This is a genomic window from Capnocytophaga sp. ARDL2 (genome assembly GCF_041530365.1).
Taxonomy (GTDB): domain Bacteria; phylum Bacteroidota; class Bacteroidia; order Flavobacteriales; family Flavobacteriaceae; genus Flavobacterium.
Genome location: NZ_CP168034.1, coordinates 425696 through 443004 on the forward strand (window position 1 = coordinate 425696; position 17309 = coordinate 443004).

Annotated in this window: 13 protein-coding genes; 5 read left to right on the forward strand and 8 right to left on the reverse strand. The window is 34.4% G+C overall.

Features of this window, described 5'->3' with window-relative positions:
• Nucleotides 1-194: 194 nt before the first annotated feature.
• The 3 genes from AB4865_RS02145 to AB4865_RS02155 are packed head-to-tail and all read right to left on the reverse strand — an operon-like array spanning nucleotide 195 to nucleotide 7223.
• Nucleotides 195-2147, reverse strand: coding sequence for a DUF3857 domain-containing protein (locus tag AB4865_RS02145; RefSeq protein WP_372474093.1), 1953 nt, complete (start codon nucleotides 2145-2147; stop codon nucleotides 195-197).
• Between the two features lie 5 nt (nucleotides 2148-2152).
• Nucleotides 2153-4096: a DUF3857 domain-containing protein gene (locus tag AB4865_RS02150; protein WP_372474095.1), complete on the reverse strand. Its 1944-nt coding sequence runs from the start codon at nucleotides 4094-4096 to the stop codon at nucleotides 2153-2155.
• Nucleotides 4038-7223, reverse strand: coding sequence for a hypothetical protein (locus AB4865_RS02155; RefSeq protein ID WP_372474096.1), 3186 nt, complete (start codon nucleotides 7221-7223; stop codon nucleotides 4038-4040). The genes AB4865_RS02150 and AB4865_RS02155 overlap by 59 nt, the downstream gene beginning before the upstream one ends.
• Before the next feature lie 440 nt (nucleotides 7224-7663).
• On the opposite strand from AB4865_RS02155, the gene AB4865_RS02160 reads away from it, so the two are divergent.
• The 5 genes from AB4865_RS02160 to AB4865_RS02180 all read left to right on the forward strand — a co-directional run bounded on the left by AB4865_RS02160 (nucleotide 7664) and on the right by AB4865_RS02180 (nucleotide 10299).
• The gene (locus tag AB4865_RS02160) at nucleotides 7664-7789 is read left to right on the forward strand and encodes a DUF4172 domain-containing protein (RefSeq protein ID WP_372474871.1); all 126 of its coding nucleotides are present in this window, start codon (nucleotides 7664-7666) and stop codon (nucleotides 7787-7789) included.
• 50 nt (nucleotides 7790-7839) lie between these two features.
• Nucleotides 7840-7980 (forward strand): hypothetical protein, encoded by a 141-nt coding sequence (locus AB4865_RS02165; protein ID WP_372474098.1) that lies wholly within the window; start codon nucleotides 7840-7842, stop codon nucleotides 7978-7980.
• A 54-nt stretch (nucleotides 7981-8034) separates the two neighbouring features.
• Nucleotides 8035-8730: a Fic family protein gene (locus AB4865_RS02170; protein ID WP_372474099.1), complete on the forward strand. Its 696-nt coding sequence runs from the start codon at nucleotides 8035-8037 to the stop codon at nucleotides 8728-8730.
• Nucleotides 8731-8782: 52 nt separating this feature from the next.
• Nucleotides 8783-9157, forward strand: a complete 375-nt coding sequence (locus AB4865_RS02175; protein WP_372474100.1) for a hypothetical protein — start codon at nucleotides 8783-8785, stop codon at nucleotides 9155-9157.
• A 131-nt stretch (nucleotides 9158-9288) separates the two neighbouring features.
• Nucleotides 9289-10299: a TQO small subunit DoxD gene (locus AB4865_RS02180; RefSeq protein ID WP_372474101.1), complete on the forward strand. Its 1011-nt coding sequence runs from the start codon at nucleotides 9289-9291 to the stop codon at nucleotides 10297-10299.
• Between the two features lie 76 nt (nucleotides 10300-10375).
• Here AB4865_RS02180 and AB4865_RS02185 read toward each other — a convergent pair whose 3' ends face one another.
• From AB4865_RS02185 to AB4865_RS02205, 5 genes are all read right to left on the reverse strand, one after another.
• Complete coding sequence (locus AB4865_RS02185; RefSeq protein WP_372474102.1) at nucleotides 10376-11665, reverse strand: aldehyde dehydrogenase family protein; 1290 nt, start codon at nucleotides 11663-11665, stop codon at nucleotides 10376-10378.
• A gap of 67 nt (nucleotides 11666-11732) precedes the next feature.
• Nucleotides 11733-14582 carry a translation initiation factor IF-2 gene (gene infB, locus AB4865_RS02190; RefSeq protein WP_372474103.1) on the reverse strand — a complete coding sequence of 950 codons (2850 nt, stop codon included), beginning with the start codon at nucleotides 14580-14582 and terminating at the stop codon, nucleotides 11733-11735.
• Between the two features lie 170 nt (nucleotides 14583-14752).
• Nucleotides 14753-15997, reverse strand: coding sequence for a transcription termination factor NusA (nusA, locus tag AB4865_RS02195; protein WP_372474104.1), 1245 nt, complete (start codon nucleotides 15995-15997; stop codon nucleotides 14753-14755).
• A gap of 17 nt (nucleotides 15998-16014) precedes the next feature.
• Nucleotides 16015-16479 (reverse strand): ribosome assembly cofactor RimP, encoded by a 465-nt coding sequence (rimP, locus tag AB4865_RS02200; RefSeq protein ID WP_372474105.1) that lies wholly within the window; start codon nucleotides 16477-16479, stop codon nucleotides 16015-16017.
• Nucleotides 16480-16678: 199 nt separating this feature from the next.
• The gene (locus AB4865_RS02205; protein ID WP_372474106.1) at nucleotides 16679-17290 is read right to left on the reverse strand and encodes a hypothetical protein; all 612 of its coding nucleotides are present in this window, start codon (nucleotides 17288-17290) and stop codon (nucleotides 16679-16681) included.
• Nucleotides 17291-17309 lie beyond the last annotated feature (19 nt).

A 17309-nucleotide genomic window follows, 5' to 3' on the forward strand; every position in this document is an offset into this window, starting at 1 on the left:
GGGGTATTTTTCTGTTATATAAAACATTTTTTCAATAAATAAAATCAACATTTTCTTCATTAAAGAAACTATCATTTTTTGAAAAATTGTATTCAGTTTTCAACTACCTCGCCTTTGTCACATACTCGTCTGTAAGTTTTCGGCGATTTCTCTTCTTAAAAAGAAGGGGAATATAAACACAAAGTTACACCCAATTATTTTTTCTCCAAAATGATAGAGATTTTATTGAAATCGGCTGCGGCATTGATGGTTTTTTGAAATTGCGGATACATTGATGCTGGTATTTCTACAAAATCATACCACTCTTTGTTTTCTACAATTAGCTGATTACCTTTTAGTTGATAGTCCGAAGTAAAACCTCCGATGAGTTTTCCATCTTGCTTGATTTCAAAATTCATTTTGAAGGCTTCAGGATTTTTTACTGTATATTCCTCTGGCAATTTTATTGTAATCGTACGGTCGTATGCATGCGGATTTTCAAGTTCTACTGGCAATACGCGTTCTTTGTCTTCGTACAATTCGGCTTGGCGACCGATGACTTCACCTACTTTAAATACATAATTATTACCTGCTTTACTTACCAAATCTCCAACATTTGCTGTGATATTCAATGCAAATTGTTTTTTACCTACTGCTTCCAATCCTTCGTTTTCTGCCTCAAAATGTTCAACAGTGCTGTTGTGCGTATAATTTTTAGCAATCATTTCCAACCACTCGTTATAATCCGATGGGTCTAATAAATCTTTGTATGGCTGAAAATTGATGGCTTCGTGTCCGTTAAATTTTATTTTAGAAACCATTTTTGGTTGTGTAATATCTTCTGTAAAATCTACATCGATCGTCATAGTTTGCAACTGTTGATTTTTAGGAAATTCGATGGTTTTTACTTTCGCAATAGATGCCTTAATTCCTCCAAATTCTTTTGAAGAAATAAACAAACCGTGATTTCCTGCAAATTGATCATCAAACAACGGTGCTCTGTAAATAAAAGCTGCTGGTTCTATATAAAAATCTTCGCTTGGGAAATAAAACAACAAATCTTGAAAATTCATTTCCGATTCAAAACTTGGGTCGAAAACTTTTTTAAATCGTTCGGTAGTCAATACAATTTCGTGGTTGATATTGAAATGATTGAATATTTGTACATACAATTTTGCCAAGTGAAATAAATTGGCCTGTTTATTTTTCAATGCATCTTTTAGGTTTTCGTTGGCTCCAAAATATTTGTTGTATTGAATATTTTTTTTGATATAATTTTCAATAGCAAAAATGAGTTCTCTTTGATTGGTAGGCTGTTGCATTCCTTTCAAAAAGCGTTCTAATTCTTTTTTCTCATCTTTTGTCAAGGCTTTGTTATAACTATCAAATAGATTTTTACTAAAATCTTGATGATTGAAAAGATTTCTCACACCTGTTACTTTGTTTTCATTAAGCTTGTAGGCAAATCGTTGAATATGCTTTACAGGATTGCTGTATTTTTCATTGGTTGGAAAAGCTGGAATATGCCTACCTTCTACATACAGCGAATTTTTCTCAGGGTAACTATTTTCTTTGAATTCTGCCTCAGGAAATCCGTTGTACGAAGCCGAAGAAAATACCAAAATCGAAGGGAAAATTACCTCAACAGATGTTTTTAGTATAGGGAAATAAGATTGCATAGTGTAATCATTTCCCGTAACATCTGGAAAGCGTTTTATTTGATAAATTCGCTCAATAATTGCCCCTTTTTCCAAACCATTTACAGCAAAATAATGATATTTTTGTTTGGTTTGTTCGTCTATTTCTTCTTTAATATCACTTTCTTTCAATTCGATAATTTTTCCGTTTTTTAGCAAAACTCTCATTTTGTTTACCAACAAATCATCGTCTAATTGAAAGGGTAGATAAACTTTATTGTTTCGTTCGATAGCAACATCAGAGTTGATTAATTTTTTTTCGTGTACCAATAAGATTTCATAAAAATTGTTGGGTTCTGCCACAAATTCGTTTTTAATGTGTTTTTCCAACATAATTTCTTCTTCATTGGCATATTTTTTATCTATTGCAACTACTTCATTTGAATAACTGTACGAAGCAAATTCCGTTTTTTGTGCTTGAACAAAAAGGGAAGAAATGAGTAAAAATAAACTGATTATTTGTTTTTTCATGAGGATTATTTTTTTGTAAATATAATGTTTTCCATATAACTTTCTTTTAATTGTTTGATAGATTCGTTCCACAATTTGAATTGATGCGGATAAATCATCAATTGGCGTGTTTCTACGGTATATTGTAATTGCACTTTGTTGTCTATCACTTTGTAATCAAAGAAAAAGCGTATCAACTCGTTTTCTACCTGTTTTCTCTCTGGCAAATAACTCACTTTGTAACCTTTGGGTAGTTCTACATTTACTTCATACGAAAAGTTATGCAAATATTCGCTGTCGTATATTTGTTTACGTTTGGCTTCGATGAGGTCGTTTTGCAAAGGTTTGTCCAAAGTCATATTTAGGTAATATTCATCACCTGATGCTACGATATAATTGTCTATTTCAAATTTGAAATCAATACTAAAAGGCTTGGTTGTATCGTCAAAATTTGATTCTTGAGCCTCGAGCAATTTAAACTTGTTATTTCCCATTTCCAGCAAAGCAGATAGATAATCTCTTCGTCTTTTTTGTTTATCACTTAAGAGATTTCTCGTCAATGCTCCCATATATCCAAAATATGAAATTTTGCTCTGTCCTTCGATTTTTTCTTGTTTTAATTCAAGGTTTGTAGTGCTGATTTGTCTATTGAAATACGGTTCTACCACAGACACAGTACGCAACACAAAGTCTTTGCCCTGAGCAATCAAAGCCTCTTTTCCTTGAATAAATGACGAAGGCATACCAAAAGGTACGGTTTCGTCTGTGGCGTCTAAAAACACCAAGTGTTTTTCTCCCAAATAGGTAGCAATCATGTGATTGTCCACAGCTGGTATAGATAATTCTCTATACGAATAAGGCAATTCTCGTGTGCCTATCCAAGTGAAATTTACATTGGGGATTTGTGCATATTTTGCCATTTCTACGATAAGCGAAGACATATCTTTACAATCTCCGTATTTTCGCTCAAAGACCAAGCCTGCCTCGCGAGGTATAAAACCTTCATAACCGCTTTCAAAAGCTACATATTTGATATTTTTCTGTACCCAGTGAAAGATGGCTTCCAACTTTTCTAACTCAGTTTGTTTGCCCTCAATTAGCGAAAGCGTTAAATCTTTGAGTTTACTGTGTTCTTTTTTGTTGATTTGCTCGATAAAGTTGAGGTAATAATTGTACAATCTATCCACCGTACCCAATACCATCACATGTTCTTTTCCGTCTGTAAACTCCGAAATCCAAAAGTGAATGTGAGGCAAATCATACAGCCACCCCGGAGCATTGGCTTCTTTTTTCACAGGCATACTTTCCTTGGCTTGAAATGTGAGCGTGTGTATGCCTTTTTTGGTTTCTTTGGTAGTTTCTATTTGAAAATTGTCGGTATTAAACAGCTTATAATCAACTTTTATATCTTCTGGAAAGCTGATTTTTAGCGTACGACGATAATTGGCACTGTTGTTTGCAAACATAAATCGATGCAACAAAAATGGGTCTTGATATTCCAACGAATATTTCAAATACTTTACACTTCCAGCTTTGAGATTGGCATAGTTAAACACTTTCAACTTTACATCGTTGTCAAAAATGTTTTCCATACTTGCTTTTTTGTCCGTAATTTGTGCAATGGCTGTTTTTTCAACTTTTTTGCCGTTTTTGTTGAGCGTATAAGCCTCGTAGTTTTTAATATTTACCAAATCGGAATGCACGATGCTTTCTACCGCTGTAAATCCACTGCCCTTGTCAGACAAAATCATAGTTTGTTCAACATTATCGGAAGTAACTTTTAGGCGTTTGTCTTTGGTCAGGCTGATGTGATAGTGGTCTTCGTACTGAGTAATCACCTCGGACTGACCTGGAAATTTTTCTTTGAAATATTCCAAATCCTGAGCTTGAGCAGTGGAAATGATTGCCCAACTACTCAACCAAAAAGTTAGAATCGTAACGATGTTTTTTCTTGATTGTATTGTTTTCATAAATGATATAATCTCCATGTAGATAATTTTCTTTAGTATTGATTTCTAATATTTTATCACCATTTTCGGCTAAAAAAATTTCTTTACCTTCGGCATAGTTTTGCTTGTCGATTTCTCGCAATCTATATACCTTTCCATTAGGATAAAAATCCTCCGAAATACCAACCAATTTTCCTTTGTTGTATTGCTTTTTGATAGCGATTTTTGCATTTTCATAATAAACTTCATATCGTCCATCTCTCAATCGATCGTTGAAATCTATGGTCAAGGCCGTACTACCATTGGCATATTTAGAAACCATTGACAGTTTTCCATCGGTAAAAGGTATTTTTTCTGTGAGTTGCTCGTCTTTATTCAAAATTTGATAAGCCACAGGCACATCATTTACATATTCGATAGTTGCAATGACTTTTTCTTCTGGGTTGAAATACTGCTCAATCCCTGTTTTTTTCTCTTTGATTCTTTCTGTAACTCTTTGCAATTTACCATTGAAAAAATACAACTTTTCAGCACCTGTAAATTCGCCCCAAGTATAATTTTCGGTATAAAACAAATTGCCCATTTCGTCATAAATGCTATCTGTACCGTGCTTTTTGTCCAAATAATAATCTGTTGAACGGGTCAATTTTCCATTGATAGAATATTGATTGTGTGTGCCATGAGTTTTTCCATTGTTGTAGGATAAATCGTGTATCAATTGTCCTTTGTTCCACCCTTTGTATGTACCGTGATATACACCATTTTTCAATTCAAATTCGGTACGAATCAAAGGTGAATAATCAAAGGTGAAAGTTCCTGTTTTGTTTGCATAGACAAACGACGATGGTTTACTGTCTAAAAAATAAGTAGTTTCATGCAAATTGTTTTTTACATATACTTCTTTTTCGAGCAATTTTCCGTTGAAAGAATAAGTGTTGAAAATTCCATCTGTTTGTCCATTTTGATAAAAACTTTCCATTTGCACATTTCCATCTTCCGTATATTGAATTTTTGGACCATGTTGATTATTTTCAGTAAAATAAGTAATAAATTTTAATTTATTGTTGTAAAAATCTTCGTATTTTCCGTGATAATTACCGTCTTTTATTTCTACTACATAATCCTTATCACCATTATTTAAAAAACTTTCTTCTTTGATTTTGTTTCCCTCATTGTCAAAAGTAGATTGAGATTCTAATAAACCAAAATCATTGAAATATTGCCAAACGCCCACTGGATTTCCTTTGCGAGACTGACCTTTTACCACCACTTTTCCAAATTGATTATAACTTGTGAAAGTAGAGCTATCGGTATTTTTGGTTTTGTTGAAAATATATTCCGACTGATGATATTTTCCTTTTTTGAAATGATGCACCTGATACAATTCGCCTTTGTAATTGTAATATTCCGACTTCTCGAGTTCCTCTTTCGTGTTGAAATAATCTTTCTTAGTGAGCGTTCCGTTAAAATCAAAACTATCAATCGTGGTAATTTTTCCCTTTGAATAATAAGAGAATGTTTCCTTGTTTTTATTGGGATAATACGAAATGTGTTCAAGCATATTGCCTTTGTCATACAATCCCTTTTCCTTCAAAGTTCCATCGGGATAATAAGTCAAATAATCTCCATGAAGTTCTCCATCGAGATAATTTTTATCCTCAATCAATTGTTTCAATTCGTTATATTTCTTGTAGTTACCTGTATAATATCCCTTTGAATACTTACCCTTTACCTCTACAGTACCATCGTGATGGTAGCAGGTAAACTCTCCCTCGTACTCATTGTTTTGAAACATTCCCTCACATTCCAATCCGCCCAAGGGATAATATCTTTTGTAATTGCCCGAAATCACATTGTTGGAAAAAGTGTATTGTACAAATAGGTTGTTGTTGCTAAAATTTTCGGTAGCCTCGCCTTCCAAAATACCGTTTTTCAATGTAACTGTAGATAAAACATTTCCTGCATTGCCAAAAAATGTCTTTTTACCGTTGATAGCATCGTCTTTGTAGTTTTGTTCAAACTTTTTAATGCCATTGCTGTCAATGAAAAATCCTATTCCATTGGCATTGCCGTCCTTATCAACAGGCACATAATATTTGTCATTATCTTCTTTAAAAACTCTATACTTTTCATTGTTGATTGTTACTTCTCGATACGAAGGTATTAATTCTCCTACCAAATAATTTTCGATGTAATTATTGATAACTTTTGCATTTTTAGACAATTCTTTTTCAAAAGCATCTCCAACGGGAATCAGCGAGGCATACAAGAAGTTTTGGGTTTGATTTTCTTGAGCAATTTTTTTGAAAAGCGATACAAATTTGTTTTCAAAATAACCGTTTTTGATATCGTGATTTGATAAATATTCGATGACAAATTGTATATTCCTCACAGCGAGGTCATCTACATTTATTTTTAGTTTGTAGTCTTTGTGATATTGAATTTGAGAAAGCAACAACTGCTCTAATTCCGAAAAATCATCTCCAGAAGCAGAATAGTTTAGTTTGCTTTTTCCACTGTAATTTTGATGATATTTTTTGTTGAGCAACAACACTGCGTTTCTCGAAGCGTAATGAAAAGGAGCAATCATAATTTGCATCATCAATGCCAATGTACCCTCTACGATTTTTCCGTCGTTGAGTGCAATAACTCCCACATTGTGAAGAGCGGAAATATAAAAAGGGTCTGTATCCAACACCTTTTTATAATAGTCCAATGCTTTTTGTTTTTCTTCTTGTTTTGAATACACCACCGCCTTGTTGTAAAGCAATTCAGAGTTGTATGGATATTTTTTCAATCCTTCATCAAAGATTTTATGAGCCTCTGCCAGCTGGTCGTTGTAGCTCAACGAAATACCGTAAAGCCAATATACCGATGGTTCGGTGTCTTTGTATTTTTCAAAAAGTTGAGCTGCGAGTTGTACCCCTTCTTGGTATTTTTCGTTGTATAACAATGCATTGACCACCTGAGTCTGAGCTGAAAAATAGTGAGGGTCTAATGAATGTATTTTGTTGAAAACCGAGATAGATTCTTCGTATTTTTCATTGCTAATCAATTCTTTACCCTGTGATAACCATTGGTCTGAAGTATAATTTTGGGCAAATAATACCTGACTGAGTAGTAATAAAGAATAAGTGTATTTTTTCATATTGCTGAATGTTTTTGGCATTATTATTTTTTTATTTAGTTTCTCGCAGATTTTTATATAATCCTCTTTTACGCTTATTTTCATTTTAGCAGATGACGCAGATAATATTCGTTGCGTTGGTTATTTTTTTGATAAATCAAAAAAATATCTGCGATAATCAAATCATAACAAAGAAAATTAAAAAATCTATTTTCATCTGCGTAAAAAAAAAGAATGAATTGTTTCACAAATATAAACAGAATAGAAGCTAAGATAAAACGTTTTTTTTATTTTTTTTAACAACGATTTGTGAGGAGTATGAATCTTTCAAATAAACCAAATTACAAATGTTATTTTCGCGGTGAAAAAGTTGTATTCTACCGCAGAATTTGCGGTGTATGTAAATTCACAAACACTATAATTGGACAAATTTTGTTTGGAACAACGATAAAATTACTCCCATTTTAGCCAATGTACGCTTTTTGCAAGGGCGTTTACTTGGGAAATTGGAGCAGTTGGGATTTGACTTGATTGAAAAAGCCTCATTGGAATCACTGATTTTAGATGTGGTAGATACCTCAAGATAGAAGGGGAACTACTTAATACTGAATTGGTTCGCTCCTATATTGCCAATAAAATGGGAATTGAAAATGCCGATTTTATAAAAGTTCCACGAAATATCGAAGGAATAGTAGATGTGATTCTTGATGCTACACAGAATTTTAACCAACCACTCACAGAAACTCGCCTTTTTGGTTGGCATCATTCCCTTTTTTAAAGTAAATTTAGCGGTTATACCCCAATAAATGTTGCCCAATATCGTTTGGGAGGAATGAAAGTGGTTTCGGGAAATTTTGGTAGAGAAAAAGTGTATTTTGAAGCACCCAGAGCCGAAAGAGTTCCTGATGAAATGCAACATTTTTTGAATTGGCTCAATGAAAATCAACCTGTGGATTTGATAATCAAAGCGATGATTGCTCATCTTTGGTTCGTAACTATCCACCCTTTTAACGATGGCAATGGACGAATAGCTCGTGCGATTTTGGATATGATTTTGGCTCAAAGCGACCAAAGTAAAATCCGTTTTTACAGTCTTTCTAATCAGATTTTCAAAGAACATAAATATTACAACAACATTATTGAAAAAACGCAAAAAGGCAATTCAGAAATTACGGCTTATTTAGAATGGTTTTTGGGCTGTTTTGAAATAGCTTTAATTTCCAGTGAGCAATTTTTGAAAGGTTCACTGGACAAATCTTTGTTTTGGAATACGAATCATCAGTCGCTCAACAAAAGGCAGATTTTTGTAATCAATTATTTATACGATAATTACGACAAAGAAGTGGGCTATTTACGTACCTCTTCGTATGCCAAATTGGCAAAAACTTCCACCGATACCGCCTTGAGAGATTTACAAGATTTGGTAGCCAAAGGCATCGCTAAAGAGGAGGATTCTGGCAAGAAAACCAATTATTTGTTGATAAGTCCAAAGGGATTGAGAATTCCGAAAATAAATACTAACCAATAAATTAACTTTACCGTAATTTGTAAAAGCGTTAAATAATTTTATATTTGTAACCATGACTTGCAGTACAAAACATATCAGATGGGTAAAACACATTTTTTTGATGTGTTTTGTGTTGTTTGCATTGAGTCCGTGTGTGGTAAAAAGTGCTTTGTTTGGTGTGGTCAATGTAGAATATATAAAACCTACCAACAAAGCCAAAACCTCTACACAAACGAGTATTTGTCAATATTCTTCTGCTGAAAATATAGAAAGTTCAACAGAAAAAGCAACTAACTTCTTTTTATCGGTAAAACCTACTGATAGTACTAATAATCATCTTTTTGTAGTTAGAAAAATTGATATTTTCGACAATTTTTTTGCCTGTTTTTTAGGTAATAGTCCTTCTAAGTACATTTTATTTAAACGATTGAAATTGGATATTGTATAATTTGTTTTGAATAGTTTTTTCAACGTAAAATTATTCAATTTTTTATATTCACTTTGGTAGAAAAATTTTCAAAACCAAAGACATAAATGAGAGAGAATACAAATAAACTACAACAAAAAATCAATAAAATTATGAAATATACAATCGAACATTCAGCCCACAATGCAGCTGGACTTTTTACTTTATCTCTTCGCTGGGTTATAGGTTGGACTTATTTTTCTGCTTTTTGGCGAAGGTTGATTTTAGACAATAAATTAATTCCTGATGAAGCTGGATATATAGGTGAAAAATTTAACCATTTTCTGCCCAATGCTCTGGGAATAAAACCTATTATCGAATACTTGGTTTCCAATCCTGAAGTATTGCAGATTTCTATGGTGGCTTTTACAATTGTCGAAGCCATTGTAGGCTTGTTGATTATTTTAGGCTTGTTTACTCGACTGATGAGCATTGGAGTGTTTTCACTGGCAATGGGAATTTTGTTGGGGTCTGGATGGATAGGTACTACCTGCTTGGACGAATGGCAAATAGGTGTTTTGGGCGTTGCAGGTGGTTTTACGCTGTTTCTTTCAGGTAGTGGAGTTTATTCTTTAGACAATTATTTGATTGCTAAAAACTATGCATTTACCCACAAAAAATGGTTTGCATTTTTGGGGTCTGGCAATTTGTCTATTTATCGTCTAAAACCTATTGTTTTAGGAATTTCGGTACTTATTTTTGGATTGACTTTGTTTACCAATCAATATTTTCACGGAGGTGTATTTGGAAAATTGCACAACAAATCTGTAAAACCAAAAATAGAAATCTCTAATGTTGAATATACAGATACACAGTTGAAATTTCAGATGTTTAGAGTAGAAGGTGCTGATGTTTACGGTTCGTTTTTAATTTACATAGAAATTTTGAACGAAAAAAATGAAGTTGTAAAAACTATCAATCAAAATGAATTGGCACAATATCCTGTGGAAAAAATTCACAATCATTATGTAGCTAAAGTAAAATCGGGAGTTCATAGTTTGATTGTTCCTTTGGGAGCAAAAGCCGATTTTGTCATTGATTTGGATACCATCAAAATCAATAAAAATTACAAACTAAAACTCATTGATATAAGTGGAATTGAATGGGAGAAGAGTATAGAATAAAGCGTACGTAGCGACATGGCATTCCTATGTCGCTACGTATTTTTCAATTCAATATCTTATACAAAGATATTTATTTTTAACTCACAACCACTGTCTGAACTGTAGAAAATTCGTACAATGCCCAACGTGATAATTCACGACCATACCCCGAATTTTTTATACCAGCAAATGGTAAACTTGGATAACTTATTACCATTTCGTTGATAAACACTGTACCCTCTTCAAAGACAAACAAATGCTCTTGAATACTTGTGATATCTTTTGTAAATATGCTCACGCCCAATCCATATTCTGAAGCATTGCTCATTTCTATTGCATCTTCCAATGTATCAAAGATTTGCAAGGGTGCGACAGGTCCAAAGGTTTCTTCCTTCCAAAGCGGCATGGAAGTTTGTATGTTTTCTACAATAGTCGGTTCGAAATAGGCACCTTTTCTCAAACCGCCAAGCAAAATAGTCGCTCCTTGTTCTACACTCTTTGACAGTTGTGTTTCTAATTCTATAGCCAAATCTTCACGAGCCATTTCGGAAAATTGAGTTTTGGCGTCGTATTTATCCCCAATGTTTAGAGTTTTTGTTTCTTTGATAAAAGCTGCTAAAAAAGCATCATATTTTTCTCTCTGAATCAAAAAACGCTTTGCAGCTATACAACTCTGTCCTGAGTTGAGAAAACGTGCTTTAACGGCGATTTTTGCAGTTTTTTCTATATCCGCATCATTGAGTACAATAAAAGCATTACTTCCTCCTAATTCTAATACACATTTTTTTAAGTATTTCCCAGCTGTTGTAGCAACCATTCTTCCTGCTTTTTCACTTCCTGTAAACGAAACCGCTTTTACAATTGAATGAGCAATAACGGATTCCATTTCACTACCTGCCACAACAATAGGAAAATATATTGCTGTATCCGCCTGAGCAAATACTTCGTCGAGCAGTTGTACGCATGTAGGAACATTACTTGCATGTTTGAGTACGACTACATTACCTACAATCAGTGTTGGAATTGCAAAACGAAATACCTGCCAAAATGGAAAATTCCAAGGCATTATACCAAGGACTACCCCCATTGGACTAAAACGAGTATAACTCTTTTTCCATGGCGAATTGATGATTTCTTCTTGTAAAAAATCTACTGCATGCTTGAGATAATATTCACAAAGTAGAGCACATTTTTCTATTTCTGCTATTGATTCGGATATTGGTTTGTTCATATCCGTAGTAATTGCATGTGCTAATCGTTTTTTGTTCAAAAGCAAAAAATCTTTTATTGTTTCAATAGATTGCAATCGACGCTCAATCGTAAATCGGCTCCAGGTTTTATATTGCTCTTGAGCCTTTTGTAGTTGTATAGTAATGTCTATAGTCATAAGTGTTTTGTTTCTCACAAGCTCAAAGATACAAAAAAACCGCCTCGATTGAGGCGGTTTTTTACTATTATAAAGTTTTCTTTACTTCTACTTCTTGGAATGCTTCGATGATGTCGTATTCTTTGATGTCGTTGTAGTTTTTGATTTGGATACCACAATCGTAACCTTTTGATACTTCTTTTACATCGTCTTTGAAGCGTTTCAGTGCTTCTAATGTTCCGGTGTAAATTACTACTCCCTCGCGGATTAAGCGGATTTTTGAGTTGCGGAAGATTTTTCCATCCGTTACCATACATCCTGCAATAGTACCCACTTTTGAGATTTTGAATGTCTGACGGATTTCGGCTGTACCAGTGATTTCTTCTTTCAACTCTGGCGACAACATTCCTTCCATCGCATCTTTTACATCGTCGATTGCGTCATAGATAATTGAGTAAGTCTTGATGTCGATTTCCTCTTTGTCTGCAATGGCTTTTGCATTTGCCATTGGTCGTACATTAAATCCGATAATAATCGCATCTGATGCCGATGCCAACAATACATCCGATTCTGTAATGGCTCCTACTCCTTTGTGGATGATGTTTACTTGAATCTCTTCTGTAGATAGTTTTGAGAACGAGTCTGACAACGCCTCTACTGATCCGTCCACATCTCCTTTCAAGATGATGTTCAACTCTTTGAACTCTCCTAATGCGATACGACGACCGATTTCTGCAAGGGTAATGTGTCTTTGTGCTCTTACCGATTGCTCACGAATCAATTGTGTACGCTTTGCTGCTATTTGTTTTGCTTCTCTTTCGTCTTCAAATACATTGAATTTGTCTCCGGCTGTTGGTGCTCCGTCCAATCCAAGGATAGACACTGGGCGAGATGGTCCTGCTACTTTTACGGCTTTTCCACGCTCATCGTGCATCGCCTTGATTTTTCCGTGGTTTTTACCAGCCAATACATAGTCTCCTACTTTCAACGAACCGTTTTGTACCAAAATCGTCGATACATATCCGCGTCCTTTGTCCAAGAAGGCTTCTACTACGGTTCCTGATGCGATACGATTTGGATTGGCTTTCAATTCCAACATTTCTGCTTCGAGCAATACTTTTTCCAACAATTCTTGTACTCCTTGTCCAAATTTCGCCGAAATATCTTGCGATTGATAACTACCTCCCCACTCTTCTACCAAGAAGTTCATCGATGCCAATTTCTCCTTGATTTTGTCTGGGTTTGCCGTTGGTTTATCTACTTTATTGATTGCAAAAATGATAGGCACTCCTGCTGCTTGTGCGTGAGAGATTGCCTCTTTAGTCTGTGGCATAATATCGTCGTCGGCTGCTACTACGATAATGGCAATATCGGTAACTTGAGCACCTCTGGCACGCATCGCCGTAAATGCCTCGTGTCCTGGTGTATCAAGGAAAGTGATTTTTTGACCATTTTCCAAGGTTACTCCATAAGCTCCGATGTGCTGCGTGATTCCTCCTGATTCTCCTGCAATAACATTTGCTTTACGAATATAGTCCAAAAGCGATGTTTTTCCGTGATCCACATGTCCCATTACGGTAACGATAGGAGCACGAGTTTCTAAATCTTCTGGTCTATCGGCTTCTTCTACCAAATTATCTTCTAATTCGGCTGTAGTAAATTGTACTTCGTATCCAAACTCATCGGCAACGATAGTCAAAGTTTCTGCATCCAAACGCTGGTTCATAGTAACCATGATACCCAACGACATACATGTACCGATTACTTGAGTGATAGACACATTCATCATTGTAGCCACCTCTCCTACGGTTACGAATTCTGTAACTTTCAATACTTTGTTGTCTTCTTCTGCTCTTGCCTCCTCTTCTTTCTTACGGTGCAATTCGCGTTTATCTTTACGGTATTTAGCAGCTTTTGACTTGTTTTGTTTACCTTGCAATCTTTCGAGCGTTTCTTTGATTTGGTTTTTCACCTCTTCGTCTGTTGGCTCTACTTTTACAATTGGAGCTTTACCTCTTTGATTTTTGTTGTTTTTATTTTTTGCATTTTTATTGGCATCGTTTCCACCTTGTCTGTTGGCAGGATTTGCGTTGCCTTTAGCGTTTTGAGTAGTTGCAGCTCCTTCAGCTTTGTTGATGCGTTTGCGTTTGTTTTTTGCAGGTTTATCTCCATTTGCATTAGCTGCATTTCCTCCTTTATTTCCACCATTTTTGGCGTTTTTATCACCTGGTTTCTTTTTGGCTTTATCAAATTGAGTCAAATCGATTTTTTGGTTGGTAATCACCGGACCTGTCAATTTTTGATATTGCGTTTTGATCATGGTATCTTCAGTAGATTCAGTTTTTTCTACTGTTTTTTCCACTTTTTCAGTTTTTTCTACTTTTGGTTTTTCCTCTTTAGCTTTAGGCTTTTCAGGAGTAGAAACAGGTTTATTTTCAGAAGCAACCTCTTTTTTAGGTTTTTCTGATTTTTCTGCTACTTTTTCTTTTTTTGCAGGAGTATTTTCAGACGCACTAAGATCTTTCTGTACTGATGGAACATCTACAGTTTCTTTTTTCTTTTTCGGCTCTAAATCAATTTTGCCCACAGGCTTGATTGCCGTCACTTTTTCAGCTTTTGCTTTGATAATTTCTTGTTCGCGAGCTCTTTTCTCTTCTTCTTCTTTTTTGCGTTGAGCCTCAAGTTCTTTCTCTCTCTCGATACGCAATTGTTCTTTTTCTTTCTTCTTTTCCTCGCTTACTTCCTGCATAGCAGCTTTTCTACCTTTATCGGCAGAAAACTGTTTGTTGAGCGTTTGATACTCTTCGTCAGAGATTTTGGCATTTAAAGAGGCTTCTATTTCAAAACCTTTTGATTTTAAATACTCAATCGCTCTGTCTAAAGAGATGTTTAGCTCTCGTAATACTTTGTTTATTCTTATGGTTCTTTTTTCAGACATATTGGATCTTTATATTGTGTGTCTTTGTTGTCATTCAGAACGAAACGATTTTGGAGTGATGAATCTCGACAAATAGATTACTTCGTTAGTTTAGGTTACCCTCTTGTCTTCCTTTCGTTGGAATGACAAAGTTAATTATTAATTACAAAATTTTGTAATTGAAAATTTAATTACTCTTCGTCAAATTCTTCTTTCAAGATGTTGATTACATCTATTACGGTTTCTTCTTCTAGGTCGGTTCTGCGTACCAACTCTTCTACCGTGTGCTTTAAGATACTTTTTGCTGTATCCAAACCTATTTTTGCAAATTCATCGATTACCCATTGGTCGATTTCATCAACAAATTCAATCATTTCTACATCGTCATCGTCGTCATTTGCTTGATTTCTAATTACATCTATTTCGTATCCTGTAAGTTTACTTGCCAATTTGATGTTTTGACCGTTTCTTCCGATGGCTTTTGATACTTCGCTGATTTCTAAATAAACCGTTGCTTTTTTGTTTTCTTCGTCAATTTTTACTTCTGTTATTTCAGCTGGAGCCAATGCACGAGAAATCAACAATGATGGATTTTCTGTAAAGTGAATTACATCGATATTTTCATTTCCTAATTCTCTTACAATTCCGTGAATACGCGAACCTTTTACTCCCACACACGCACCTACTGCATCGATATTGTCGTTGTAGCTATCTACGGCTACTTTTGCTTTTTCTCCTGGAATGCGTACGATGCGTTTGATGTTGATGATTCCTTCTGCAATTTCTGGAATTTCTTGTTCAAACAATTTTTCCATAAAGGCTTCTGAAGTACGGCTCATGATGATTTGCGGTTTGCTTCCTTTCAACTCTACCGCTTCAATAATTCCGCGTACTGGTTCACCTTTTTTGAAATAATCCGATGGGATTTGTTTGTCTTTTGGCAATACGATTTCGTTGTTTTCGTCGTCAATCAAAATCACAGCTTTTGGACGAATATGGTGTACCTCTGCGGTATAAACCTCATTTATTAAATCTTTGAACTGCTTGTAAAGATTGGTGCTGTCGTGTTCGTGGATTTTTGTAATCAAGTTTTGACGCAAAGCCAAAATCGAACGGCGACCTAAATCAATCAAGTGATAAACTTGAGAAACTTCTTCACCTACTTCAAAATCTGACTCAATTTTACGAGCTTCGTCCAAAGCAATTTCCGTGTTTTCGTCTTCCACCTCACCGTTGTTTACTACTACACGGTTTCTCCAAATTTCCATATCCCCTTTGTCTGGGTTGATGATAATGTCAAAGTTATCGTCTGATCCAAATTTCTTTTTCAATGTATTGCGAAATACATCTTCCAAAATGGCCATTAGAGTAACTTTGTCTATATGTTTGAAGTCTTTAAACTCTAAAAACGAATCGATTAATGCACGATTATCCATAGTTTGTTTCTATTATTTTAAAATGATATTACAATTACTGCTTTTTTGATTTCTGAATAAGGAATTTCCGCATTTTTGATTACGGTTTCTTTTCCTTTTCCTATTTTTTTTGGTTCACGAGCTTTCCATTCCAGAGAAATTTTCTCATCATCTGCATTGAGCAATTGAGCTTCGATAGTTTCTGTGGCTGTGGTTACTTCGATTTTTCTACCAATGTTTTTCTTGTATTGTCTTGGCAATTTTAAAGGAGAAGTAGCACCTGCCGAAGCCACCTCCAACGAAAAATCTTGCTCTTCACGGTCGAGATTATGCTCAATGGCACGGCTCATGTCAATACAATCTTGCAACGAAACCCCTTGATCACCATCAATTGTTACATTGATTTTATAATCCGATGAAATGTTTAAGTCTATTAGAAACAAATGCGGATATTGCTCCAATCCACGGTCTAATAATTCTTGTACTTTTTCTTTAAAACTCATACTTTATATACGACATAAGGAGGCTATATGCCCCCTCATTCTGTCTTTGTTTTCATTATATGTTTGCAAATGTATGAATTATGTTTGGATTATACAAGTTTTATTTATGCTAAATTACTTAAAATATTCATTTTTGTATAATATTATTTAAATTCTTTTTTTTTCATTATAATTTAGGTAGTCAGGTTAAACATTTTTTTTACATTCCATTGTATTCTTTCGCTATCAAATGTAATTCATTTAGACCAAATTCTTTTCGCTTAATCAATGCTAAAAAATCTTCTTCATTTGAAAAGTATTTTTCCAAATTGATGCGAAATAAACGATGATCTGCCGTTGGAAATGGTTCATTTGTTTTAATAGCAATCAAAGTTGGTAATGTTTCATTTTTTCTCTTGAAAAAATAATGTGTAACACTGTTGGTATATTCTCTTCTGTGTTCGATATAAGTAGTTTCATAGATTGACAAATCGCCAGAAACTATTTTTCTCAACCACTCGGCTCTTTTTACTTTTTTTGAATCTTGTTTTCTTTTGTTATAAAATTCTGTCGAAGTAAATAGCAATGTTGCTTTTGAATCAAATACTATTGAATCTATATTTGTACTCTGAACACGATGTTTTTTTCCATCGTATCTATAATTGATACGCTTTTGATTGGCTAAAAGTGGTACGATAATTTTTCCTTCTACTGTTTTTTTGTTTGAAAGATAAATAGTTCCTCTTTCTATGTTATTTGGTACTAAACTAATCGTATGTTGAGCTAAGAGTCCATACGAAATTAACGATAAAAAAATTGATAATATTCTCATAATTGTATAGATTTTTATA